The 22,796-nt window shown below is 41.6% G+C and carries 17 protein-coding genes, 1 tRNA gene, 1 riboswitch and 1 other annotated feature; of the genes, 15 read left to right on the top strand and 3 right to left on the bottom strand.

The features are described from left to right. Nucleotides 1–198: 198 nt before the first annotated feature. Nucleotides 199–314, bottom strand: a riboswitch (SAM riboswitch). 133 nt (nucleotides 315–447) lie between these two features. Next, the gene (locus tag AC4HCY_RS01180) at nucleotides 448–1,110 is read left to right on the top strand and encodes a vitamin B12 dependent-methionine synthase activation domain-containing protein (protein WP_323431894.1); all 663 of its coding nucleotides are present in this window, start codon (nucleotides 448–450) and stop codon (nucleotides 1,108–1,110) included. Continuing rightward, nucleotides 1,103–3,475 (top strand): homocysteine S-methyltransferase family protein, encoded by a 2,373-nt coding sequence (locus tag AC4HCY_RS01175; RefSeq protein WP_491095210.1) that lies wholly within the window; start codon nucleotides 1,103–1,105, stop codon nucleotides 3,473–3,475. The genes AC4HCY_RS01180 and AC4HCY_RS01175 overlap by 8 nt, the downstream gene beginning before the upstream one ends. Nucleotides 3,476–3,540: 65 nt before the next feature. Here AC4HCY_RS01175 and AC4HCY_RS01170 read toward each other — a convergent pair whose 3' ends face one another. Beyond that, nucleotides 3,541–4,011 (bottom strand): QueT transporter family protein, encoded by a 471-nt coding sequence (locus AC4HCY_RS01170; protein WP_323431896.1) that lies wholly within the window; start codon nucleotides 4,009–4,011, stop codon nucleotides 3,541–3,543. 709 nt (nucleotides 4,012–4,720) lie between these two features. On the opposite strand from AC4HCY_RS01170, the gene AC4HCY_RS01165 reads away from it, so the two are divergent. Genes AC4HCY_RS01165 through AC4HCY_RS01155 form a run of 3 tightly spaced genes read left to right on the top strand, consistent with a single transcriptional unit; the run spans nucleotide 4,721 to nucleotide 8,391 of the window. Further along, entirely contained in the window at nucleotides 4,721–5,764 is a 1,044-nt protein-coding gene (locus tag AC4HCY_RS01165; RefSeq protein ID WP_255227790.1) for an ABC transporter substrate-binding protein, read from the top strand. Further along, nucleotides 5,745–7,472 carry an ABC transporter permease gene (locus AC4HCY_RS01160; RefSeq protein ID WP_323431901.1) on the top strand — a complete coding sequence of 576 codons (1,728 nt, stop codon included), beginning with the start codon at nucleotides 5,745–5,747 and terminating at the stop codon, nucleotides 7,470–7,472. Before AC4HCY_RS01165 ends, AC4HCY_RS01160 begins: the two co-directional genes overlap by 20 nt. Further along, nucleotides 7,435–8,391, top strand: a complete 957-nt coding sequence (locus tag AC4HCY_RS01155; RefSeq protein ID WP_255227788.1) for an ABC transporter ATP-binding protein — start codon at nucleotides 7,435–7,437, stop codon at nucleotides 8,389–8,391. Before AC4HCY_RS01160 ends, AC4HCY_RS01155 begins: the two co-directional genes overlap by 38 nt. 27 nt (nucleotides 8,392–8,418) lie before the next feature. Here AC4HCY_RS01155 and AC4HCY_RS01150 read toward each other — a convergent pair whose 3' ends face one another. Further along, entirely contained in the window at nucleotides 8,419–9,090 is a 672-nt protein-coding gene (locus AC4HCY_RS01150) for a hypothetical protein (protein ID WP_255227787.1), read from the bottom strand. A 246-nt stretch (nucleotides 9,091–9,336) separates the two neighbouring features. Between AC4HCY_RS01150 and AC4HCY_RS01145 the strand changes: the two genes are divergently transcribed. From AC4HCY_RS01145 to AC4HCY_RS01120, 6 genes are all read left to right on the top strand, one after another. Beyond that, the gene (locus AC4HCY_RS01145) at nucleotides 9,337–10,023 is read left to right on the top strand and encodes a response regulator transcription factor (RefSeq protein ID WP_323431902.1); all 687 of its coding nucleotides are present in this window, start codon (nucleotides 9,337–9,339) and stop codon (nucleotides 10,021–10,023) included. Beyond that, on the top strand, nucleotides 10,020–11,432 hold the full coding sequence (locus AC4HCY_RS01140; protein WP_323431903.1) for a sensor histidine kinase: 1,413 nt from the start codon (nucleotides 10,020–10,022) through the stop codon (nucleotides 11,430–11,432). Before AC4HCY_RS01145 ends, AC4HCY_RS01140 begins: the two co-directional genes overlap by 4 nt. A 73-nt stretch (nucleotides 11,433–11,505) precedes the next feature. Then, a complete protein-coding gene (locus AC4HCY_RS01135; RefSeq protein WP_323431904.1) occupies nucleotides 11,506–12,768 on the top strand; it encodes a S1C family serine protease in 1,263 nt (420 codons plus the stop codon). A 259-nt stretch (nucleotides 12,769–13,027) separates the two neighbouring features. Continuing rightward, nucleotides 13,028–13,873: a GNAT family N-acetyltransferase gene (locus tag AC4HCY_RS01130; RefSeq protein ID WP_491095209.1), complete on the top strand. Its 846-nt coding sequence runs from the start codon at nucleotides 13,028–13,030 to the stop codon at nucleotides 13,871–13,873. A 62-nt stretch (nucleotides 13,874–13,935) separates the two neighbouring features. Continuing rightward, nucleotides 13,936–14,027: transfer RNA gene (locus AC4HCY_RS01125), tRNA-Ser, on the top strand. Between the two features lie 418 nt (nucleotides 14,028–14,445). Beyond that, complete coding sequence (locus AC4HCY_RS01120) at nucleotides 14,446–15,108, top strand: Fic family protein (protein ID WP_491095208.1); 663 nt, start codon at nucleotides 14,446–14,448, stop codon at nucleotides 15,106–15,108. Nucleotides 15,109–15,468: 360 nt separating this feature from the next. Here the strand turns inward: AC4HCY_RS01120 and aspS are convergent, their stop codons facing one another. Beyond that, nucleotides 15,469–16,746 (bottom strand): aspartate--tRNA(Asn) ligase, encoded by a 1,278-nt coding sequence (aspS, locus tag AC4HCY_RS01115; protein ID WP_323434105.1) that lies wholly within the window; start codon nucleotides 16,744–16,746, stop codon nucleotides 15,469–15,471. 188 nt (nucleotides 16,747–16,934) lie between these two features. Continuing rightward, nucleotides 16,935–17,152 (bottom strand) — a binding site (T-box leader). 296 nt (nucleotides 17,153–17,448) lie between these two features. Between aspS and AC4HCY_RS01110 the strand changes: the two genes are divergently transcribed. From AC4HCY_RS01110 to AC4HCY_RS01095, 4 genes are all read left to right on the top strand, one after another. Beyond that, entirely contained in the window at nucleotides 17,449–18,624 is a 1,176-nt protein-coding gene (locus AC4HCY_RS01110; RefSeq protein ID WP_323434106.1) for a M28 family metallopeptidase, read from the top strand. Nucleotides 18,625–18,872: 248 nt separating this feature from the next. Beyond that, a complete protein-coding gene (locus AC4HCY_RS01105) occupies nucleotides 18,873–19,670 on the top strand; it encodes a SagB/ThcOx family dehydrogenase (protein WP_491095207.1) in 798 nt (265 codons plus the stop codon). 465 nt (nucleotides 19,671–20,135) lie between these two features. After that, complete coding sequence (locus AC4HCY_RS01100) at nucleotides 20,136–21,611, top strand: type I restriction-modification system subunit M (protein WP_323434107.1); 1,476 nt, start codon at nucleotides 20,136–20,138, stop codon at nucleotides 21,609–21,611. Further along, on the top strand, nucleotides 21,604–22,794 hold the full coding sequence (locus AC4HCY_RS01095; protein ID WP_491095206.1) for a restriction endonuclease subunit S: 1,191 nt from the start codon (nucleotides 21,604–21,606) through the stop codon (nucleotides 22,792–22,794). Before AC4HCY_RS01100 ends, AC4HCY_RS01095 begins: the two co-directional genes overlap by 8 nt. Nucleotides 22,795–22,796: the final 2 nt, after the last annotated feature.

Genomic DNA, 22,796 nt, shown 5'->3' with positions numbered 1-22,796 from the left:
AAGGCCCCCACCTCTATAGGCGGCGGGTGCCAAAAGCGGCTAAGTCCAGTATGGACTCGACTAACATTCAGTGGGGGTTGAATCCCCCTCTGAATGAAGTCTCGTTCAACAGAGACAAGGCGGAGCAAATTAAAAAGCTGCTCTCAGATAAGAAAGCAGCCGGCTGCAGGCTAATAAAGTACGATATACTTTATGCTATCCTTATCTCTCAGAATTTAAGCAAAATTCTGCAGGAATTGACACCGCTGCATTCGAATGAGAATGCCGGTTGTCGGGCTTCATTGGGCCAGTCCCTCCACCTCTCTGGATAAGATCTTATTCAATTATAAAGGTTTAAAAGAAATTTTATGCCAAATATGAGCATTTGTCAAGTAAAATTTTAAAAAGACCATCTTGCATTTTATATATATTAAAGTGTAATATATTCTAAACCGGAGGGATTTTTTTATGCATATAAACAGGAAAGAAGTTTTAAGATATTTGGGCCATAAGAATCAATATATGGATGAGAAGCTTGAAAAGCTTTTGACGGAATGCATTGCCGAGATGACCGAAGCTTTGAGGAAAAGCTTTGTTTATAATGTTTATGATATTGAAAGAGACGGGGATAAGATGGCTTTGAAGGATACAAACTTGATTTTTCAGAGCAAGGATTTGACCATGCATTTCCGGAATTCGGATAAATGTGCGCTGATGGCAGCCACATTAGGGCTTGAAGCGGATAGGAGGATCGCATACTATTCAAAAACAGACCTTACCAAGGGTATAGTGATGGATGCCTGCGCTTCTGCAGCCATTGAGGCTCTTTGTGATGAGGTACAGGAAGAAATAAGGATAGAGGCTCTAAAGGAAGGATACTGCTGTACTTCAAGATATAGCCCGGGCTATGGAGATCTGCCCATAACCCTTCAGAAGGGAATAATTGAGCTTCTGAAGGCATATCCGAGGATAGGGCTTACTGTTAATGAAAGCAGTATTATGCTGCCGCGAAAGTCGGTAACTGCATTTATAGGATGGCAGAGGCAGGAGAGCACCTCTGAGGGGAATAAATGCAGCAGGTGCAAGGACAGAAATTGTATATATAGAAAGTGTGGGGATATTAATGACTAAGGCTGTAAATTTTGACGGATTTCTCTTGTTTGACGGAGGGATGGGAACCATGCTCCAGGCTGCCGGAATGAAAGCCGGAGAATTGTCTGAGAGCTACAATATCCAAAGGCCGGAGGTCATAGAGCACATACATAGGGCCTATATAGATGCGGGAGCGGATGTGGTCACCACCAATACCTTCGGGGCCAACAGATACAAGCTGAAGGATATGGATTTTTCTTTGGATATGGTGATAAGAAGAGGCGTGGAGATAGCAAGGACTGCCGCAGGAGATAAGCTGGTGGCTCTGGATATCGGCCCTCTGGGCCAGCTTATGGAGCCCTATGGCAATCTGAGCTTTGAGGCTGCCTATGAAGCCTTCAGAGAGCAAATAACCGCCGGCACATCCGCCGAAGCTGACTTGATCCTTATCGAGACCATGTCCGATATATACGAAGCTAAAGCAGCTATACTGGCGGCCAAGGAAAATTCCAGCCTTCCGGTGATCTGCACCATGACCTTTCAGGCTGACGGAAGGACTCTGACGGGCACTGATCCTTTGACCATGGTAAATATATTGCAAAACCTGAATCTGGATGCCCTTGGCCTTAACTGCTCTTTAGGGCCTGAAGAAATGCTGCCTCTCATAGCTGAGGTGCTGAGGTATTCCAGATTGCCTGTGATAATCCAGCCCAATGCAGGCTTGCCGAAGATGGTAGGAAACAAAACCGTCTATGATATAAGCCCTGAGGATTTCGGCAGATATGGGCGCAGCATGGCCGAGCAAGGGGTAAGGATATTGGGAGGATGCTGCGGCACCACGCCTGAGCATATAAGAGCCTTGCAGAAGGCTCTGGAAGGGCTGAAGCCTGCCTTCACCAAGGCGGAGAGGATCACTGCCGCCAGCTCTGCTTCCTGTACGGTGGTTCTGGGCGAGGAGGTAAAAATCATAGGAGAGCGCATAAACCCTACAGGCAAGAAAAGGCTGAAGGAAGCCCTGATAAAAGGCGATATGGATTACATATTGAGGGAAGCGGTAAACCAGAAGGATAACGGAGCCCATATGCTGGATGTAAACGTGGGCTTGCCTCAAATAGATGAGAAAGCGCTGATGGTCAGGGCTATCAAGGAGATACAGGGCATTGTCAGCCTTCCCCTCCAGATAGACAGCGTGAGGCCGGAGGTGGTTGAAGCCGGGGCAAGGATCTGCAGCGGCAGGCCTATAATAAACTCTATAAATGGTGAGGAAAAGAGCATGGCAGAGCTTCTGCCCATCGCCAAGAAATACGGATGCCTGGTGGTGGCTCTGACACTGGATGAAAAGGGCATACCCAAGACTGCGGAGGAGAGGCTTCAAATTGCAGAGCGCATGATCGAGAAGGCTGCTGAATACGGCATAGGGAAGGAAGATATAATAGTGGACTGCCTTGTGCTAACGGCTTCGGCCCAGCAAAGAGAGGTGCAGGAGACCATAAAGGCTGTAAGGCTGGTCAAGGAGAACTTAGGAGTCAAGACTGCCCTTGGGGTCAGCAATGTATCCTTCGGCCTGCCGGCGAGAGGCCTTTTAAACAGGACGTTTCTGGCAATGGCCCTTGAAGCGGGCTTGGATGCACCCATCCTGAACCCTATGGAAGAGGATATGATAAGCACCATAAGAGCCTTTAATGTGCTGTCCAATGCGGATAAGGACAGCAAAGCATATATAAAAGCATATTCTGCCATAGAACAGAAGCCCGCCGATATTGGGGTCATGAGCAGCAGAGATCTGAAAAAGGTCATTATAGACGGGATAAAGGATGAAGCAGCTTCCCTGGTGAAGGAGCTTCTCAAGGAGTCAAGCGGTCTGGAGATTGTGGACAATTATCTCATACCTGCTCTGGATATTGTAGGGCAGAAATATGAAAGGGGAGAAATATTCCTGCCCCAGCTTATACAATCGGCGGAGACGGTCAAGAGAGCCTTTGAAATTCTCAAGGATAATATGGATGCAGGTTCGGGCAGTGATTCTCAGATAGAAAAAGGAAAGATAGTAATCGCTACGGTGAAGGGCGATATCCATGATATAGGGAAGAATATTGTAAAAATATTATTGGAAAACTACGGCTTCCAGGTTTATGATCTGGGAAAGGATGTCCCTATAGAAAAGGTTGTGGAAAAAACAGCGGAGGAAGATGCTCCTTTGGTGGGCTTGAGCGCATTGATGACTACAACTGTGCAAAATATGGAGGATACCATAAAAGCCTTGAGGAGCAGCTGCCCCCATTGCAGGATAATGGTGGGAGGCGCAGTGCTTAATGAGAGCTATGCGGAGATGATAGGAGCCGACTTCTATGTGAAGGATGCAAGGGAATCGGTGAAGGTTGCCCAGAGCATATTCGGAAAATAGGATCAGGAATAGCCTCTGGCTTCTGGTATTAGGGTAGGCCGTTGAGGTTATTATTGCTATGAAAGTCAAGTTCCATTGAATATTCTATCTTCATATTTCTCCAACACCTTCATAAGGGGATATCCAAAACCATAGCAAGCTATTATCTGGCCTGCAGCCACCCAGCCCATTGTGATCAGCAGAGGCAAGCCATACAGATAATTCAGTATATAGCCTACTATTATTCCGTTTACAACGACAGGCGGCAGGGGAACGAGCCATTTCTTCGGCATTTTGTAGGACAGGTACGCTGCCATGAGAGTGGCAAGGCTTCCGAATACTACATCTATTATTCCGCCTCCGCCGTATAGGTTAGCCACTATGCAGCCTACAAATAATCCGGGTATGGCAGCCGGTGTAAATGCCGGAAGGATTGTAAGGGCTTCGGCAACCCTGACCTGGATCTGGCCGTAGCTTATTGGCGCCAGTGCTATGGTTATTGCTGCATAGATAGCGGCTATAAGCGATGCCTGCATCAGAAAAACTGTTTTTTTCATTTTTTATACCTCCCTAGTTTTGTTTTAAGTCAGGATGGTTTCGAACTGACTGATCTTTGGGACTCTTCAATAATACCATTGATAATACTATGTTTTCAAGTATTGATTACTTCCTTTATCTTGTTTATTATATACCTTTTCTTTGCAAAACTAACTTCCGCCTTTCGCTTGTGTGGGTGTGGAAATTACTTTTTCAATGCAAGCATGCAAATATATTTAAATTTTCTGAAAATTAATGTATTATTTTTATTGATTATGTGATATACTATAAACAAGGAAGATGCGATACATCTTTCCTGCAGACTCTAATTCAACCAACATGTAAATTTATCAGATTTCTAGTGATAGGTCAATCTATTGGTCAGTTAGGTAAGTATATTCTGGTTATAGCAAGTTGGATAATAGTGTAAATTGGTTTAGGGTTTGTAAGGTTAGTTAGAAAGTTGTTTGGTTAGAAAGGTAACGAGGTAAACTAAGTTTGGTTGATTCAGGTATCTGTGTTGAATTAGAGTCTGTTTCATAAGCTGGCTAAATTTTTAATAAGAATTTAGCCAGCTTTTATTTTTTGACGAAGGCATGGGATAGCCATAGAAATAATAAATATCCTCCCGGGCTTTAATCGATTTTATCTATTTGGATTAGGATGATGCTATACCTATAATAGAGATGGCAAGTAACTTATTAGCTGCATAAAAATGGAGGAAGAGAAATGAAGAGAAAGATCTTAGCATGGATGCTTATTTTAGTCATGGCATTGTCTTTGACGGCTTGTGCCAACAAGAGCGGAGAAGCTGCAAATAATAACGGCGAGCCGGAGAAAAAAAGTCTGGAAGGCACTGTTTTAAAGGTGGTCGCTGCCTATGGCGGAAAAGAAATAATATTTGAGGAGTTTACAAAGGCAACAGGTGTTAAGGTGGAATTCCTTGACATGTCCTCCGGTGAGGTTTTGGCAAGGGTCGAAGCAGAAGGCGGGAAGCCTATGGCTGATCTTTGGTTCGGCGGCGGCGTTGACAGCTTTATAGCTGCAAAGGATAAGGGGCTGCTGGAGCAGCATTTTTCGCCTGAAGCAAAGAGCATACCCGACAACTGCAAGGACAAGGACGGATACTGGAACGGCATATCCTATGTGCTGGTAGGCTTTATGGTCAATAATGATGTGCTGAAGGAAAAAGGGCTGGAAGCCCCCAAGACATGGGCGGATCTTTTAGACCCCAAGTATAAGGATGAAATCCTCATGGCAGACCCGGGCATATCCGGAACCAACTATGCTATGGTGAACGGCATGCTTCAGGATATGGGCGAAGAAGAGGGATGGAAATATTTTGAGGCATTGGGTAAAAACGTGCCCTTCTTTGCCAAGAGAGGCGGGGAACCTCCCAAGAAGGTCGCCGCGGGAGAGGCTGCAATAGGGATAATCCCTATGTCCGGCGAATTCATAGCTATGGAGGATCAGTTCCCGGTGAAAACCTATTATCCCGAGGATGGAATTCCGTGGGTTCCTGCTACAATGGCAATATTCAAAAATGCGGATAATGTTGATGCAGCAAAGGCTTTTGTAGATTGGGCACTGTCTGTCAAGGGGCAGGAGATCATCAGGGATGCAGACCCCAGAGTTATGATGAGGCCTGAAGTTGCTGATCACGATATGATGAAAGATGTGCCGATGGATAAATTCTTAAAAGTAGATTTTGAACTCTTTGGCCAGCAAAGAGATGAGATCTTGAAGATATGGAATGAGAAGCTTGCTAAATAATCTTAAAAACAATAAGAGGGTATTCTTAAAAAAGGATACCCTTATTTATGATTTAATTGAGACAATACTAATTATTGGAGTTGTCTTATCGGTGCTTATTTTTATACTTGGCCCTGTGGCGGCTGTTCTGAAAGAGAGCTTTATGCATAAAGGGAATCCGGATTTAAAGAATTTCCAGTATGCTTTCAGCAGGGGAGGCAAGCTCCTGTTAAACAGCGTTTTTTCAGCAGGGCTTGCAACGGCCCTGACCTTGATTTTTGCTGTCTGCATCGCTGTTTACGGTACTTTCTCCCGGGGATTATTAAAAAAAATAATGCCTTCAATGCTCATGCTGACCATGATATCCCCGCCTTTTGTCGCATCTTTGGCTTATATAACCCTATTCGGCAGGAGGGGGCTCATCACCCATAAGCTGCTGGGCCTTACCATCAATCCCTATGGCTGGCACGGGGTTGTTTTGATGCAAGCCCTGGGAAGCATATCAATAGCCGCCTTGATAATATTGGGAACCCTCAAATCCATGGACGGAAGCCTTATTGATGCTTCCTCGGATCTGGGGGCAGGGCATTGGCATACGGTAAAAAATGTGGTATTGCCTGCTGCCCGGCCTGGAATAATCGCCGCAGGCTTTCTAACCTTTATCCGGTGCTTGTCCGACTTCGGCACACCCATAATAATCGGAGGAAAGTTTAATGTTCTGGCTACCCAGGCTTATCTCGAAGTCATAAGCAGCTCCAATCTGCCTGCTGCTTCGGCCATGAGCGTACTGCTGCTGCTGCCCGCATTGCTGGCCTTTGCCTATTATAATCACAGCATAAAAAGCCTGAAGCTTCATGGAGGCAGCAATACCAAGTCACAGCTCAGAGAAGCTTCATTGAGGCTTGACGGACCCATCGGCTTTGCGCTGAAGCTCATATGCTGGCTTTATATCGGGGCCATGCTTGCGCAATACGGCTCCATACTTCTGTCTGCCGTCTCGTATTACCGGGGAGGGAGCATAGTGTTCACCCTGGAGTATGTTAAAGCCATGAGGTACGGAAAGCTCCGTAGCTTCTTCAGAAGCTTATGGTATTCCTTTGTTGCAGGCATTACAGCAGGACTGCTGGGAAATCTCTTTGCCTATTATACTGTAAAGAGGCGGATTTGGGGGAGCAAGCTTTTAGATTTTGCCGCATCCCTGCCTTATATAATACCGGGCACTTTTTTCGGAATAGGATATATATTGGCTTTCAGGGATTATCCTCTCAAGCTGACGGGTACAGGCATGATAGTGCTGTTGAATTGTATTTTCAGGCAACTGCCGACAGCAAGCAAAGCAGCTTCTTCGGTGCTTGTGGGCATCAATCCGGACCTGGAGAACGGAGCCAGGGACTTAGGAGCGCCAAAGCTGCTTGCGCTGAAGGATATAGTATTCCCTTTGCTCAGACCGGCTTTTGCCGTGAGCTTTATAAATACATTTACTGCTACTATGACTACAGTTGGGGCGATAATCTTTATAATATCCCCGTCGGCAAAGCTGGCTACGGTGGAAATGTTTGACACCCTGAGAAACGGCGACTATGGAGTGGGAGCGGTAATAGCAAATATGATAATATATTCAACATTGATAATAAATATATTGTTTTCGAGATTCGTGCTTAAAGAAAAGTCGGTAAAGGGGGTAATGAGCAATGTTTCTTCAGATAAAAGGTTTGGCCAAGCGCTTTGATGATGTTCCGGCCGTTGACGGAATAGATTTGGATATAGAGGCCGGAAGGCTAGTATCCATCTTAGGTCCCAGCGGCTGCGGAAAGACTACGACCCTGAGGATGATAGGAGGCTTCGTAAAACCTGACAGGGGCAGCATAACACTGGATGGTGAGGATATAACCGGCATGTCTCCTGAAAGGAGGCCCCTTTGCACCGTTTTTCAAAATTATGCTCTTTTTCCCCATATGACAGTCATGGGAAACATATATTACGGGCTGCGCTTCAAAAAAAATCAAAGCAAGCAGGAGAGAATGGAAAAGGCGCTGAACATGATAAAGCTTGTAGGATTATCGGGAATGGAAAACAAAAACATCGGGCTTTTGAGCGGCGGGCAGCAGCAAAGAGTGGCATTGGCCCGCGCCTTGGTATTGGACCCAAAGCTGCTGCTTTTAGATGAACCCTTAAGCAACCTGGATGCAAAGCTCAGGATGCGGGTGAGGGAGGAAATCAAGGCCGTGCAGCAAAAGCTGGGCATAACCATGATCTTTGTAACTCATGACCAGGAGGAAGCGATGAGTATGTCCGACAAGGTTGTGGTGATGAATGAAGGGCGCATAGAGCAAATAGGGAGCCCAAAGGGAATTTATGAAAATCCCGTAAATCATTTTGTAGCGGATTTTATAGGGCGGATCAATATGATAAAAATGGGGGAAGCCTTGATAGGCGTGCGGCCTGAGCATGTAAAAATAACCTGTGATGAAGGAGCTATGCGGGGAGAAGTAATACAAAAGCACTACATGGGCTCTTATACCATATATATGATAAAAGCGGAGGACCAGGTTCTCCAAGCAGACATCCCCAACGGCGCAAATGAAGATTTTCAAGCAGGGGATAAGGTGGGCATAGCATTTCAAAGGCAAATTTGTTTTAACAGTTAATCGAAATCAATGATATGCAGGGGGCAATTATGCCCCTCTATACCAGGAATCGTCTAAGATTATGGGCTCAAGATACGGAAATTCGTATTGGGACATTTCAAGCTCTTGCAGGACCTGTATAGCTTCTGCTAAATTTCCGTGCAAGGTCAGGCTCCTTTCGGAAAGGACATGCTTCAGGCCTTCATTTTCCCAATCCAGCCATCGGGAATACTTAAGCCTTTCTTCCTCATAATTTTGAAAAAGCTCATATGATTTGGCTGCCTCTGTAATTTCCCTGCATATGAAAAAGTTGCATACAAAGGTCCTGTATCTGGGGGGCAAAGTACATCCCTGGCCTGCTTTGACGAAAGGACATGCTCTGAAAAATATGGTGTGATCTTCTATATAATCCGTCTCCGCAAGCGTTTCGCCTTCCATATACTTCTCATACTCAGCTTCATCAAAGAATCCTCTGGCCTGCATATAGTAGTTATAAATTTTGGTGTTGGGATTATCTATGATCCTGTTCAAAACCTTTAAGCCTTCCGGCGCTTTTGTCATCCTCTGAATGTCAACAAGAGAAAATTTAGGAAAGTACCAGCAGCAGCCCCTGCTTTTTACCTTGCAAAGGCTTTTGCCGATGAGGCTCCCGCAAGCACTGCAATCTGTGCAGGCATATCTCGGGACATCACGATCTGTTTCAGTATAAATTTTTCCCATGGTTTAACCTCAATTCTATATCGGATGGAAGTTCACTTAAACATTATAATTTCCTGAAAAGCAATAAAACAAACATGATAATAGTCGATTTTGGTCAATATAGATTTATATAAGGCGATGTAGGCAAGCCAGATTTTTCGTTCTTTTTGCAGCTTTATTTTTTTATCGCTGCAGCTGCATTGATTCTTTAAGCCATTTGCTGTATTATTCAAATAAGATTATGGGCCGAAAAGAAGGTGAAGATAAATGAAATATAGGGTACTTGTGGTAGATGACGATCAAAACATTGCGGAGCTTATAAGGCTTTATCTTGAAAAGGAAATGTATGAGGTCAGGATCGCCTATGACGGTAAAAAAGCTATGAGCATTTTTTATGAATGGACGCCGGATCTGGTCATTTTAGATATCATGATACCCCAGATGGACGGCTATGAAGTTTGCAAGCATATCAGGAAAGCGGGAAATATACCGATCATAATGCTTACTGCAAGGGGTGAAGTCATAGACAAGGTGCTGGGGCTGGAGCTTGGAGCAGATGATTATATAGTGAAGCCCTTCGAGCCCAAGGAGCTTTTGGCGCGAGTCAAGGCAGTGCTGAGGAGGACTCAAAACAGCGACATGATAAAGGAAGAGAAGCTGGTATTCCCGGGTATAAGCATAGATAAAAACGACTATACTGTGACATTCAAAGGCAAACGCATAGAAATGCCTCCCAAGGAACTGGAGCTTTTATATTTCCTGGCCTCCAGGCCTAACCAGGTATTTACCCGGGAGCAGCTTTTAGAGAAGGTATGGGATTATGATTATATAGGGGATTCAAGAACCGTAGATGTTCATATCAAAAGGCTCAGAGAAAAGCTTCACGACGAGATGGGAAGGTGGGATATCAAAACCGTGTGGGGCGTAGGCTATAAGTTTGAGGTGCAGAGATGAAAAAGGGGATTTTCAAAAAGCTTTTTATAACCTATGGCATCACGATCATACTGGGCTTCGGTATTTTGGCTTTGGTGCTTATGAAGCTTTTTTCCCAGTACTTCATAGACAGCAAAAAGGACCTGCTTTTGGAATATGGGCAGAAGATAACCCAGGATATTGCCATAGGCATATATGCAGGGAGGCTGGACAGACAAACCTTGAATGAAGACTTGAAGGTTTTGGATAAATTTCTTGATGCCAGGATTTGGATAATAGACAAAGAAGGGACCATATTCGGCGTATCAGGCACCAATGAAGAGCAATACCTGGGTCAAAAAGTGGACGGCAGCCGGCTTGGCGTGCTCTACAGAGGCAGAAACATAATCGAGACCGGCAACTTTGGGGGCAAATTCAAAGAACCGGTGCTGACTGTGGGATATCCCATATTTTACGAAAATGAATTTGAAGGCGGAGTATTTATACATGCTGCCATGCCCGGCATTCAGAAGACCTTCAGGGATGTATACAATATGACTGTTCTGGCTATTGTTTTTTCCGGGCTTTTGGCCTACGGCATTTTGTATTTCCAGATAAAGCGCATTTCGGTGCCTTTAGGGGAAATAAGCAAGGCTGCCAAGGTCATATCGGGGGGGGAATTCCAAAAAAGATTGGAAATAAAGACCGGAGATGAGATAGAGGAGCTGGCTGAAAGCTTTAATGATATGGCGGAGTCCTTGGAGAAGATAGAGGAAAACAGGCGGAACTTCATAGCCAATATTTCTCATGATCTCAGATCTCCCATGACCTCCATAAGGGGCTTCGTAGGGGGCATAATGGATGGGACCATACCGCCCGATATGCAGCAGCACTATCTGGGTATAGTAATGGACGAATGCCAGAGGCTTATAAAGATGACCAACGGGCTGCTGGAACTCAACAATATTCAGCAAGGCCGGGTAGAGGCCAATAAGACGAATTTCGAGTTCAATGAATTGATACGCAGAAAGCTCATCAATTTTGAAAAGGATATAACCGAGAAAAACCTGGACGTGCTTCTGAATTTTTATGATGATGCAACTATTGTGAATGCGGATAAAGCGATGATGGAAAGGATCATAACCAATCTGCTGGATAATGCGGTAAAGTTCACCGTTGAAAAGGGCAGCATAAGCCTTAAAACCCGGGAGGAAAAGAATAAGGTAATAGTGGAGATAACCAACACAGGTGTAGACATAAACAAAAATGAACTGAAAACTATGTGGGAGAGGTTTCACAAAGGCGATCCCACCAGAGGGGTATATAAGTCCGGCTTTGGTCTGGGACTGGCAATAGTAAAAGAGATGATAATCCTTCAAAATGAGGAAATCTGGGCGGACAGCTCCGATAATTATGTAAGGTTCTCTTTTACCGCAGAAAAAGGCAAATAATTTACATTTCATTCATAATCTATTCAAAAATGTATTTTAAAATAAAGACATAAGAAACCAAGGAGGGATTGGTATGGATTATGAGGACATCAGAAAAGACATAAACGAGGATGTGCCTATTGAAAATACAGAGGCGGCAGATATGACAGGAGAGATGTATGAATGCGAAGAGAGCATTGAATATGAGGTTCAGGCAGATGAAAATGAAGTAAAACCCGCATTTTACAGAGAAGTCATTGAAAAGAAGCCAAAGAAGTGGGGCAAGACGGCAATAGCTCTGGCCCTGGCAATAGGCTTAGCCTTCGGTTCTGCTTTCGGCTTTATTGCAGACAACATATTGGATGACATGAACGGTAAAAATATCGTATATGCAAGCGAAGGAGCCAAATACAACTATACCATAGACAAAACTGTTTCGCCGGTAGTGCCTATAGCTAAAAAAGTATCCCCTTCCATAGTTGCTATCAAGATAAAAAAGAATGTTCGGGATTTCTTCGGAGACAGCTATTTGAGCGAGGGCACCGGCTCAGGCATAATAATCAATGCTCAGGGCCATATTGTTACTAATAACCACGTGGTGGATGGCTCAAATGATATAATAGTTGTCCTGAAGGATGGGAAGGAATTGCCTGCAAAGATAGTAGGCAAGGATGCCCAGACAGATCTGGCCGTTATAAAGGTTGAAGAAAAGAACCTGCCCTATGCAGAATTGGGGGATTCATCAACCCTTGAAGTCGGAGAGCTTGCAGTAGCTATAGGCAGCCCTATGGGAACAGATTATGCAGGCTCTGTCACCGCAGGAATAATAAGCGGCTTGGATAGAAAGATATTTGTAGGCGACAAGAACATGACCCTTATCCAGACAGATGCAGCCATAAACCCCGGCAACAGCGGCGGCGCTTTGGTAAACTCTGAGGGCAAGGTTGTAGGCATAAACACGCTGAAGCTTATAGAGAGCAAAGTTGAGGGTATGGGATTTGCAATACCCATAAATGAAGCGAAACCGATAATACAGCAGCTTATAGAAAACAAGAAAGTAGCAAGGCCCTATCTTGGAATTCAGGGCTCAACGGTAGATGCTCAGACTGCCAAGCAGTACAACGTGCCGCAGGGAATACTGGTCAGAGGCGTTGTACAGGGAAGCGGAGCTGAAAAGGCGGGACTCAGGATTGGGGACATAATAACCAAAATAGACGACAAAAAAGTTGATACTATAGAGCAGCTGATTGAAATCATTAGAGGCCATAAGGTAGGAGATGTCCTTAAGGTAGAGGCCTATGGCGAGCTTAACAGGTATAAAACCATCCAAGTAAAATTGACCGAAAGCTCAGACTAAAGTTGAACGAGACTTCACCCAGTGTTAAAAGCAGGCAGGTTTGCCTGCTTTTTCAATATTTTAGTTTTTGATGGTCCAAAATTATGATATAATCATTACAATAAAACGAGGCTTCATTGCTATTAATGCCTGTCATCCTGAAGGCTTTGCCTGAAGGATCTTATTCAAGCTTTCCCAGGATGGCGGGAAATACTGTTTTCTAAAGCTCATATGGAGATATAGAGCAAAAATACTGTTATATTATTAGGGGGGATTGCATATGTCTTATAAAAACTGCAATGATGTAGACTTTGAGTTGGTGTACAAATGTTTTAATGAAGGCTTTTCAGACTATATCGTAAAGCTGCATCTGCCTTTGGAAGCCTTTAGAAAAAGATTTTTTGGCTGCGAAGGCAATGAACTGAAAAATTCCTTTATCGCAGTAGAAGAAAAAGGTCCCGCGGGTTTGGTCTTCGGAGGAATAAAAGATTATCAGGGGATAAAAACTATGAGGTGCGGAGCTTTATGCATAATCCCTGATTATAGAGGAAAAGGAATTGCAGATGAACTCTTTTATCTTCACAAGGAAAGAGCAATCAGCGAAGGCTGCAGTCAGATGATGCTTGAAACCATCGTAGGGAATGACAGGGCTATGAACTTTTATAAAAAGCATGGCTATGAAAAAGTCTATGATTTGCAGTACTTTAAATTGTCGGATTTGAGCAATTTGAAACACTTGGATAAAAAGCATTATATAAGACCCATTGATTTTAATGGATTGGAAGAATCAAGAGAGCTTATGGGTGATGTCCATATCAACTGGCAGAATGATTTCCCTTATATTGAAAGATCAGAAGGGCAGCATAACTACGGAGCATTTGATGGGGATAAACTGATCGGAATACTGAGCATAAATGAATTCGGCAGGATTAATTTGATTTGGGTAGATAGGAAACATAGAGGAAAAGGAATTGCAACAAGCCTTTTAAGCGATGCAGCGGAAAGATTGAATTTGATAAAGCTTGGTGCAAGCTTTCCAAACAACTATGCTCTCTACGGATTTTATAAGAAATTGGGCTTTGAAAAAGAAAAAATAGAGCAATATGAGATGTATTTACCGCTTTGATAAATTTTCATGTTGCCAATTAGATTTTTTTTTAGTATAATAACATAGTGCGAGCAGCAAACGGAGAGATGGCTGAGCTGGTCTAAGGCGCACGACTGGAAATCGTGTGTAGGCTAATACCCTACCGAGAGTTCGAATCTCTCTCTCTCCGCCATTATGAATTAAGGGTTGTAAGGTTTTATATCTTGCAACTTTTTTTAATTTTCCGTGCCTGTAATTGTGACATTATTGTGACATTTTTCATTTTTGAGAGAAATGACGTTATCAATGGCTACTGATGCTTTTTTATAAGGAGGGGGCTGTTGCACAACTAACAAATAGTTAGCTGTGTAGCAGCTGTTTTTTTATGTATTCATAATAGGTGGATGCAGCTAAGCCGACAAAGTTAAGTATCAAGGATATATCATAACCTCTGTTTATCCACCCTAATGCAATTGCAACTTTATCGGCTACCTGGGGTTTGCTCCGTGCAATGCCTGCTATTTATCTTGCATCATCACCTTGGATGGCGGGCATGATATAAGATAACTCACCATTCAGTTAACGATTTACTTAAAGCACACGGTATCCTGATGAATGATCTGGTAAAAGAAGCAGGGCGCTTTCGTTCTGGCGGTGTAGGCGTATTTAAGGGAGAAAAGGTTATACACATGGCGCCGCCAGTTGATCTGGTGTCTCAGCATATCGCCAACCTCCTGCGTTGGACAGAAACCACAAAGGTGCATTCTCTGATTAAAAGCTGTGTATTTCATTATGAATTTGAGTTTATCCATCCCTTTGCAGATGGGAATGGCCGCATGGGAAGAATGTGGAACACTCTGTTACTGTACCAATGGAAGCCAATATTTGCATGGATACCTGTAGAAACAGTCATACAAGAAAGGCAGGATGTTTATTATGCTGCTCTTAGTGAAGCGGACAGGATTGCAAATGCCACGCCGTTTATAGAGTTTTTGCTGCAAGCAATTCTCGACACCCTTATAGAGATTGAAGGCGATCAAATGCCTACTGAAAGAATCAACCCGTATATTCAGCTATTCTTAGATAAACTGGGCAATGATGAGCTATCGGCTGGCGAAATCATGAAGCGCATGGGGCTAAAAAACCGTCCGGCTATCCGAAAAACATATTTGCAGCCCGCTTTGAACTCCCAGCTAATTGAGATGACGCTTCCTAATAAGCCGAACAGTAAAAATCAATGGGCAGATCATTACCTACAATGCGAACAATACTGATATTGTCGTTGGAAAGGTTACGCTTGACGGCACCGCGCCGGAATATATTGACGGCTGTTTTTATGTTCCAAGCTATACCTTTATGCAGCTATTAGATACGACGGTAGATTTTACCTCTTGTATTGAAGATACATCCTATCTATATGACATGCAGCTGGATTATTTGCATAAGCAAACCCTTATGATCATTTACCGGCAGCTTAAAAATAGACGGCAATAAAGGTGATTAAGCCTGAGTAAAAAAATTGTTGCCAACAGAATACAGGGGAAAATATATAAAAAGGCTGCTCGGCATATCATATGATGCCAAACAGCCTTCTTATTATGATAATGATTATTTCAATCTCATCATAAAAGCCTTTATGGTGTTATTCTATCCCTGTCCCTCGGGAACAAAGCGGCTTCTCTCACATTGCCGAGGCCGATAATCTGAGCCGTCAAACGCTCGAGCCCGATAGCCAATCCCCCGTGAGGAGGCATGCCATATTTGAAAACCTCCAGGTAGTCGCGGAACTTCTCAGAATTTAACCCTTTGCTTTCAATACTCTTTTTCAGCATATCGAAATTATGGATCCTTTGTCCTCCTGTAGTTATCTCAAGGCCTCTGAATATAAGGTCAAAGCTGTGAGTAAGGCCGTCATCTGCGGGCATGGTATACATGGGCCTCTTTTCCATGGGATAATGGGTCAGGAATACGAATTCGCTTCCATATTCCTTCTTTACATGCTCATAAATAAGCTTTTCACCTTCGGGGTCGATGTCTATATCCAGCTCTTTACCATATTTGTTATTCAATATTTTAATCGCTTCCGGCAACGGTATGGACGTTATTTCCTCACCGATTTCAGGGAGTTTTGCTCCCAGGATATTCAGCTCATCGGCACACTCATTCTTAAGCTTATGCAGCATACTTTTCAGCAGCCTGGTTTCAAGCATCATTATATCCTTTTCATCCTCGATGAAACCCATCTCCAGGTCCAGGCTTACATATTCATTCAGGTGCCTGTTTGTATTATGCTTTTCAGCCCTATAGACATGGGCTGTCTCAAATACCCTTTCATAGCCTGCCCCCACCATCATCTGCTTATAGAATTGAGGGCTTTGAGCAAGGTATGCCTTTTTCTCAAAGTATTTCAGCTCAAAAAGCTCGGTGCCTCCTTCTGCACCTTCGGATACAATCTTCGGTGTGAAAATTTGCGTAAAGCCTTCAACTTTGAGAAACTCAATAAAGCCTTGAGTCAAGCAGGCCTGTATTTTAAAGATACTATTGAGCGACTGATGCCTCAAGCTCAGCACCCTATGATTCAAGATAGTATCAAGGTTTACTTCAATATCCTTTTTATTGATTTCAAAGGGAAGCTCCTCTTTGACCTCGCTGATAAGCCGAATGTTCTCCGCCAATATTTCCACATTCTCATCATTTTTCACAACGGTGCCTGTAATTTCAACCACGGATTCAAGCCTTAAGCCCTTTATATCTACTTCCCTTGTATTTACTACGCATTGGACCAGGCCGGAATGCTCCCTCAGGATCAGAAATGCTATTTTGCCCAGCTTCCTCAGCCTGTGCACCCATCCTTGAAGCTTTACGGTTTCTCCAATCTTTGAATTTAAGCCCTTTATTAATGTTCGATTCATTTTATTTCCCTCCTGATTTTGCACATTCATATATAAATTAATCCGGCCAGAATAATTTCAATAAAATAAAAAGCCCCTTAACATGAACTGCTAAGGGGCGGATCAATTCCGCGGTGCCACCCATATTGACCAAAATAGATTGATGAGCAGGTAAATACATAAAGCGGTAAATAAAAAATCCCACTCCATAAAGGAGTGAGACATATATCCCACGGTACCATCCTGCTTAACCATTCTATCGGTTCTCTTTGCTCCTGCTAACGGCGGAATTCCGAGCTATCCTACTTTTTGTTTCAGATAACCAGCTCCGGGATGTCCTTCGGCCTATGCTTGCTGTCAGGCTTTCACCATCCCTGACTCGCTTATGAGCTCGCTAAAAGCGTACTCTTCCCTTCCTTGCTTTTTATATTTGATTGAAATCATACTACTTTATTATATATATGTCAATAAGAATATTAATAAAGGTGTATTATTGGCGATTTATGGTACATAACATAAATTCATCTTAATATAGAGTAAAATGACAATATTACATAATAAAGAGGGATTATAGTGTATTTGGAGAATATTAGAAATATAAATATTATAGGAGGCTTTATAATGAAAAGGAAGACATTTATCTCTATATTGTTATGTTCCATTCTTATAGTGAGCAGCTTTACGGGTATTACATATGCTGACAAGAGCTCAATTGAGCGTGATATGAAAATACTTACATCAAAAGAATTTATGGGCAGGCTTGTTGGAACAGAAGGGAATGAAAAGGCTATAGATTATGTAACCGATAGATTTTCAGAAATTGGCTTAGAAGCATTTGATGAAGACTATCATCACGTATGCAAGCAAACTGTTTATGATCCGGAAAAACAAATTCACTGCCTTGAAGTTATATTTCAGAATGGTAACACAAAACAGTATGAATACGGTAAAGATTTTTGCGATAAAATAGCTATTAAAAAAGTAGATATTTCGGCTCCTATAACATTTGATAAAAATGATCAAGATATGGACAAAAAGATAATGGTAATAGGAGAAGATGATAAATCATTTGATTATAATAATAAATGCCAAGCTGTATTTCAAAAGACGAATTCCTTTTTTAAAGCTGCTATTGTCAGACCCAAGGGGACACCTAATATAGAAATTTCAGAAAAGCTTTATAATACATTATTAAGCGAGAAAGTAAAAGAAGTTAAGCTTATAACAAAACATATATCAGATGAAGTTGACATAAAGCAGCCTATAGGAAAAATATCCGGTAAAGATCATGAGAAGCTTTTAGTATTATCAGCTCATATGGATCATTCAGGATGGGCAGGTAAAACTATTTTTTATGGTGCAGTAGATAATGCAGCAGGAACTTCCACTATCATTGACATAGCCGAAAAGCTTAAGAAACAGTCTGAGAAGAAGCCTTTTAATATGGATATTCTTATATGTGCTTCAAATGGAGAAGATTCTATGCTTACAAATCTTGATGATTTATTAAATGAACTGAAAAGTGAATATGATGAGATTTATGATATAAATATTGATACTATTGGGAAAAAAGATGGAGGCATGATTTGCTTAAATGGGGATAAGGAGCAAAATAAGGAATTAATAGAAGATTTGATGAAGTGCTTCTCAAAAAATAACTATGAGGTGTTAGATGAATACTATGGAGCAAGCGATCATGTTATATTTAATAACCAAGGCTTCTGCGGAATAACAGTAGGTCAGAAGGATGTGTTCGGTGAAAATAATACTACCAGTATTCATACTGAAGAAGATACATTACATATAATTAACTATGATCAATTATATAAAGTAAGTGACATTATCTATGATTTTATTGTTATTAATGATGGTAAAATATATAAGCCTGATAATAAATAATTAGATAAAATAGACCGGATAGATGGTTTCTATCTGGTCTATTTTGTTCTTATGTATAAGCTAAATAATAGCTGGATACCAATTTCTTCTTTCATAACTATGAGGGGTGCATAGAATCTTGTAAATTTGCCTGCTTGTAGTTCTACTTGCTTCAGGAAGCCCTGATAATAGAAGGGAATAGAAAGTGAATGTCGAATTTAAAATCATTATCTGCCTATCAGGCAATATATTATCGAGGAGGATAGAGCATGGATTCTTTTAACGATAACCGGACTTTTATGAAAAGCGGATTTGATCTTCCTGAACGAGAGTTTGTCTCTGATCAAGAACGCGGCATGCCGCCGCCACCCCTTGGAAAAACAATTGACAACAATTTAAAAATTATTGAGCTTCCAGCCGTAGATAAAAATATAATTCAGAATAGTGACTTGTACTCTTGCCTTGATAACCGCAGAAGCAGGCGGAATTATACAGATGGTCCAATTACATTGGAAGAGCTATCCGTTTTGCTATGGTCGACTCAAGGTGTGCAAAGAATTATACCAGCATATAAAAACACAGGGCATATAACTCTGCGTCCGGTTCCTTCTGCAGGCGGCAGGCATACCTATGAAACATATCTTGCAGTTAATAATGTAACAGGCTTGGAAAAAGGCATCTATATTTATTTGCCCTTAGAGCATAAGCTTGCATTTTGGAATTCTGTTGATGACCTGCAGGATAAGCTTGCCTATGCTTACGGAGGTGAGAATTATCAAGATGAAGCCAAGTGGTTTGGACGAGCACCTGTTATATTTTTATGGTCTTGTATTCCATATCGAGGGGAATGGCGATATCACTGTGAGGCACATCGATTAATGCTGATAGATATAGGGCATGTATGTCAAAATTTATATCTGGCATGTGAGGGCATCGGATGTGGCACTTGTGCGATTGGAGCATATGTCCAAAAGGCTTTTGATGAGCTGCTTCTTTTAGATGGACAGGATGAATATGTTGTTTATATTTCTGCTGTTGGTAAATTAGAACGAAAGGATACACTCTAGCTTGCCAAAACAGCCTTAACCCAAAAAGTATATAGACTAATACATCATCTGGCTTTCCAATGGCTGTATGGGATATAAGAACTGACGTCCCAATTATTTGAAATAAGCGAAATAAGTGAAATAAATGCCAGGCTCAGAGGTTATTAGGTTATTGCATCTATTAATTTTAGTAATCTAATAACCTCTACGCACCTGACACCTTAAACCTTATCAGCTAGAAAAATTGCTGGCAGAAAACGACATATTGATTAAGCCTGGAGAGTACTCTTGCTTAAAGGGCAAGAACATAAAACTGTTTTAGCCTCTGCATATCAGGTATTCCTTAGTATTGCAATAGCTTTGAGGTTTATCAATATAAGTTTTTTATATTTTTATGATATAATATTGGAAAATGGCTCCTGTTTAAAAAACAAATATTTGATAACGGCATTATAAACAAAACACAGACAAGAGGAGATACGGCAAATGATTACAGGTGAAATCAAAAATAAAATTGACAAGATATGGACTGATATATGGGCGGGAGGAATTACTCAGCCTCTTACAGTAATTGAGCAGCTGACCTATTTGATGTTCATCCGCTCATTGGATGAAAAAGAAATTGAAAATGAAAGCCTTGAAGCGCTGGGCCTAGAGGCCGCTAAAAAGGTTTTCCCTCAGACAGACGGAGGACAGGCAATGCGCTGGTCCAAATTTAAGGATAAGGATGCAAGGGAAATATACGAGATAATCGGACAAAGGGTATTCCCTTTCATAAAAACCATGAATAATAACGAATCCTCTGCCTTTTCAAGATATATGGGAGATGCCATGTTCCTTATTCCAACACCTCAGGTATTGCAGAAAATCATTACCGGTTTGGATGAGTTGTATGAGCATGATATCAAGGATCATGATATGCAGGGAGATTTGTATGAATATATGCTAGGTAAATTGTCTGTTGCTGGTCAGAACGGACAATTCAGAACTCCTAAGCATATTCGTGATATGATGGTTAAATTATTAGCACCTACACCCGATGATAGGATCTGTGATCCGGCTTGCGGAACTGCAGGCTTTTTGGTTTCCTCTGCTGAATATATCAGGCAGAAGTATGAAAGCCAAATGACGGCAGAGCAGTGGCAAAGGTTTGAGGGAGATGCTTTTACTGGATTTGATACGGATAGGACCATGCTTCGATTGTCTGCAATGAATCTTATGCTGCACTCCATTACAAATCCACATATTAACTATGCAGACAGTGTTTCAAAGCGAAATGATATTTCTGATGTCTATGACGTTATTTTGGCAAATCCACCCTTTACAGGTACGATAGATGAAGAGAGCATACATGATAATCTGAAAGCAGTCTGCAATACTAAAAAGACTGAATTGCTATTTGTTGCCCTGTTCATCCGTATGCTCAACATTGGCGGAAGATGTGCCTGTATTGTTCCGGATGGAGTATTATTCGGCACAACAAAGGCACACAAAGCACTAAGGCAGGAGCTGGTTGAGAATCAGAACCTGCAAGCAATTATCTCTATGCCCAGCGGTGTATTTAAGCCATATGCGGGAGTTTCTACTGCAGTATTGGTATTTTCAAAGACCAATGCAGGGGGAACGGATAAGGTATGGTTCTATGATATGAAGTCTGACGGATTTTCCTTGGATGATAAGAGAAATGATTTGGGCAATGACGGGGATATATCGGATATTGTTGCCAGATTCCATAACCTTAAGGATGAAGCAGACAGAAAGAGAACAGAGCAGAGCTTTCTTGTTGATAAGGAAGAAATCAAGAGCAATGACTATGATTTATCCATTAACCGATATAAAGAGATTGAATATGAGAAGGTAGAATATGATCCCCCAGAGGTTATAATGGCTCGCCTTGATGAATTGGCTATTGATTTAGGCAGCAAGATGGAGGAACTGAGGGGGCTGTTGGAGAATGAGTAAGTGGAAGCTGGTTAAGTTGGGGGAAGTATGCGAATTTATCAGAAATGGTGCGAGCATTAAGCAAGGTAAAAATAGAAATGGATATCCTATTACACGTATTGAAACTATCTCAAACTGTATAGTTGATCGGAACAAAATGGGATATGCTGGAATTGGGGAATTGGGAAAATATAAGGAGTATGTATTAAATTCAGGTGATATTCTAATGTCACATATTAATAGCGAAAAACACTTAGGAAAAGTTGCTTATTATGAAAATAGGAATGAAGAGACTATAATACATGGTATGAATTTGCTTTGTTTGAGACTAAAACAACAAAAGGTTAGATATAAGTATGTATTCTATTTTTTAAATTCTTCATTTTTTAGAAGACAAATTCCTAATATAACAAAGAAATCTGTTAATCAGGCTAGTTTTACGGTAACTGCATTAAAAGAATTAATTATGATATTACCACCCCTTGACATTCAAAAGCATATTGCGGACACCTTAGATAAGACAAAGGAAATAATAGATTGTCAAAAAAAACAGATTGAAGAACTTGATAATTTGATTAAAGCAACTTTTTATGATATGTTTGGTGATCCGGTTACCAATGAAAAGGGGTGGAAATTAGCAAAGATCAAAGATTTGGCAAAGAAAATACAATATGGTACTAGTGAGAAAGCCACTACTGAAATATTAGAATATGCAATTTTGCGTATGAACAATATAACTTATAACGGCGAATGGGATTTTGGTGATTTGAAATACATTAATTTATCTAGTGCTGATAAAGAAAAGTATTTAGTTCATAAGGGTGAAATGCTTTTCAATAGAACAAACAGCAAAGAATTAGTAGGTAAATCAGCAGCGTATAGGAATGAATATCCGATGGCGTATGCAGGATATTTAGTGAAATTAACACCAAATGAAAGAACTAATAGTGAATTCATTTCTGCTTTTTTGAATTCCAAATATGGAAAAGCTCTTTTAAAATCAATGGCAAAGAATATTATAGGTATGGCTAATATCAATGCAAAAGAACTTGGCAATATTAAAATATATGTTCCCCCACTAGACCTCCAAAACAAATTTGCCCAAATAGTAACCAATATCGAACAACAAAAATCCCTGGTAAGACAATCAATCACAGAAAGCCAAAACCTATTCAATAGCCTTATGAGCAAATATTTCGATTAGGA

Source organism: Lutispora sp. QWL-02 (genome assembly GCF_058315355.1).
Note: the sequence above shows the minus strand (reverse complement) of the source record. Positions and strands in the feature narration are given on the sequence as shown.

What these genes read in the sequence shown, in the direction of transcription:
- AC4HCY_RS01180 (WP_323431894.1), top strand. Translation starts at nt 448, where the DNA reads ATGCATATAAACAGGAAAGAAGTTTTAAGATATTTGGGCCATAAGAAT.
- AC4HCY_RS01175 (WP_491095210.1), top strand. Translation starts at nt 1,103, where the DNA reads ATGACTAAGGCTGTAAATTTTGACGGATTTCTCTTGTTTGACGGAGGG.
- AC4HCY_RS01170 (WP_323431896.1), bottom strand. Translation starts at nt 4,011, where the DNA reads ATGAAAAAAACAGTTTTTCTGATGCAGGCATCGCTTATAGCCGCTATC.
- AC4HCY_RS01165 (WP_255227790.1), top strand. Translation starts at nt 4,721, where the DNA reads ATGAAGAGAAAGATCTTAGCATGGATGCTTATTTTAGTCATGGCATTG.
- AC4HCY_RS01160 (WP_323431901.1), top strand. Translation starts at nt 5,745, where the DNA reads ATGAGAAGCTTGCTAAATAATCTTAAAAACAATAAGAGGGTATTCTTA.
- AC4HCY_RS01155 (WP_255227788.1), top strand. Translation starts at nt 7,435, where the DNA reads ATGTTTCTTCAGATAAAAGGTTTGGCCAAGCGCTTTGATGATGTTCCG.
- AC4HCY_RS01150 (WP_255227787.1), bottom strand. Translation starts at nt 9,090, where the DNA reads ATGGGAAAAATTTATACTGAAACAGATCGTGATGTCCCGAGATATGCC.
- AC4HCY_RS01145 (WP_323431902.1), top strand. Translation starts at nt 9,337, where the DNA reads ATGAAATATAGGGTACTTGTGGTAGATGACGATCAAAACATTGCGGAG.
- AC4HCY_RS01140 (WP_323431903.1), top strand. Translation starts at nt 10,020, where the DNA reads ATGAAAAAGGGGATTTTCAAAAAGCTTTTTATAACCTATGGCATCACG.
- AC4HCY_RS01135 (WP_323431904.1), top strand. Translation starts at nt 11,506, where the DNA reads ATGGATTATGAGGACATCAGAAAAGACATAAACGAGGATGTGCCTATT.
- AC4HCY_RS01130 (WP_491095209.1), top strand. Translation starts at nt 13,028, where the DNA reads ATGTCTTATAAAAACTGCAATGATGTAGACTTTGAGTTGGTGTACAAA.
- AC4HCY_RS01120 (WP_491095208.1), top strand. Translation starts at nt 14,446, where the DNA reads ATGAATGATCTGGTAAAAGAAGCAGGGCGCTTTCGTTCTGGCGGTGTA.
- aspS (WP_323434105.1), bottom strand. Translation starts at nt 16,746, where the DNA reads ATGAATCGAACATTAATAAAGGGCTTAAATTCAAAGATTGGAGAAACC.
- AC4HCY_RS01110 (WP_323434106.1), top strand. Translation starts at nt 17,449, where the DNA reads ATGAAAATACTTACATCAAAAGAATTTATGGGCAGGCTTGTTGGAACA.
- AC4HCY_RS01105 (WP_491095207.1), top strand. Translation starts at nt 18,873, where the DNA reads ATGGATTCTTTTAACGATAACCGGACTTTTATGAAAAGCGGATTTGAT.
- AC4HCY_RS01100 (WP_323434107.1), top strand. Translation starts at nt 20,136, where the DNA reads ATGATTACAGGTGAAATCAAAAATAAAATTGACAAGATATGGACTGAT.
- AC4HCY_RS01095 (WP_491095206.1), top strand. Translation starts at nt 21,604, where the DNA reads ATGAGTAAGTGGAAGCTGGTTAAGTTGGGGGAAGTATGCGAATTTATC.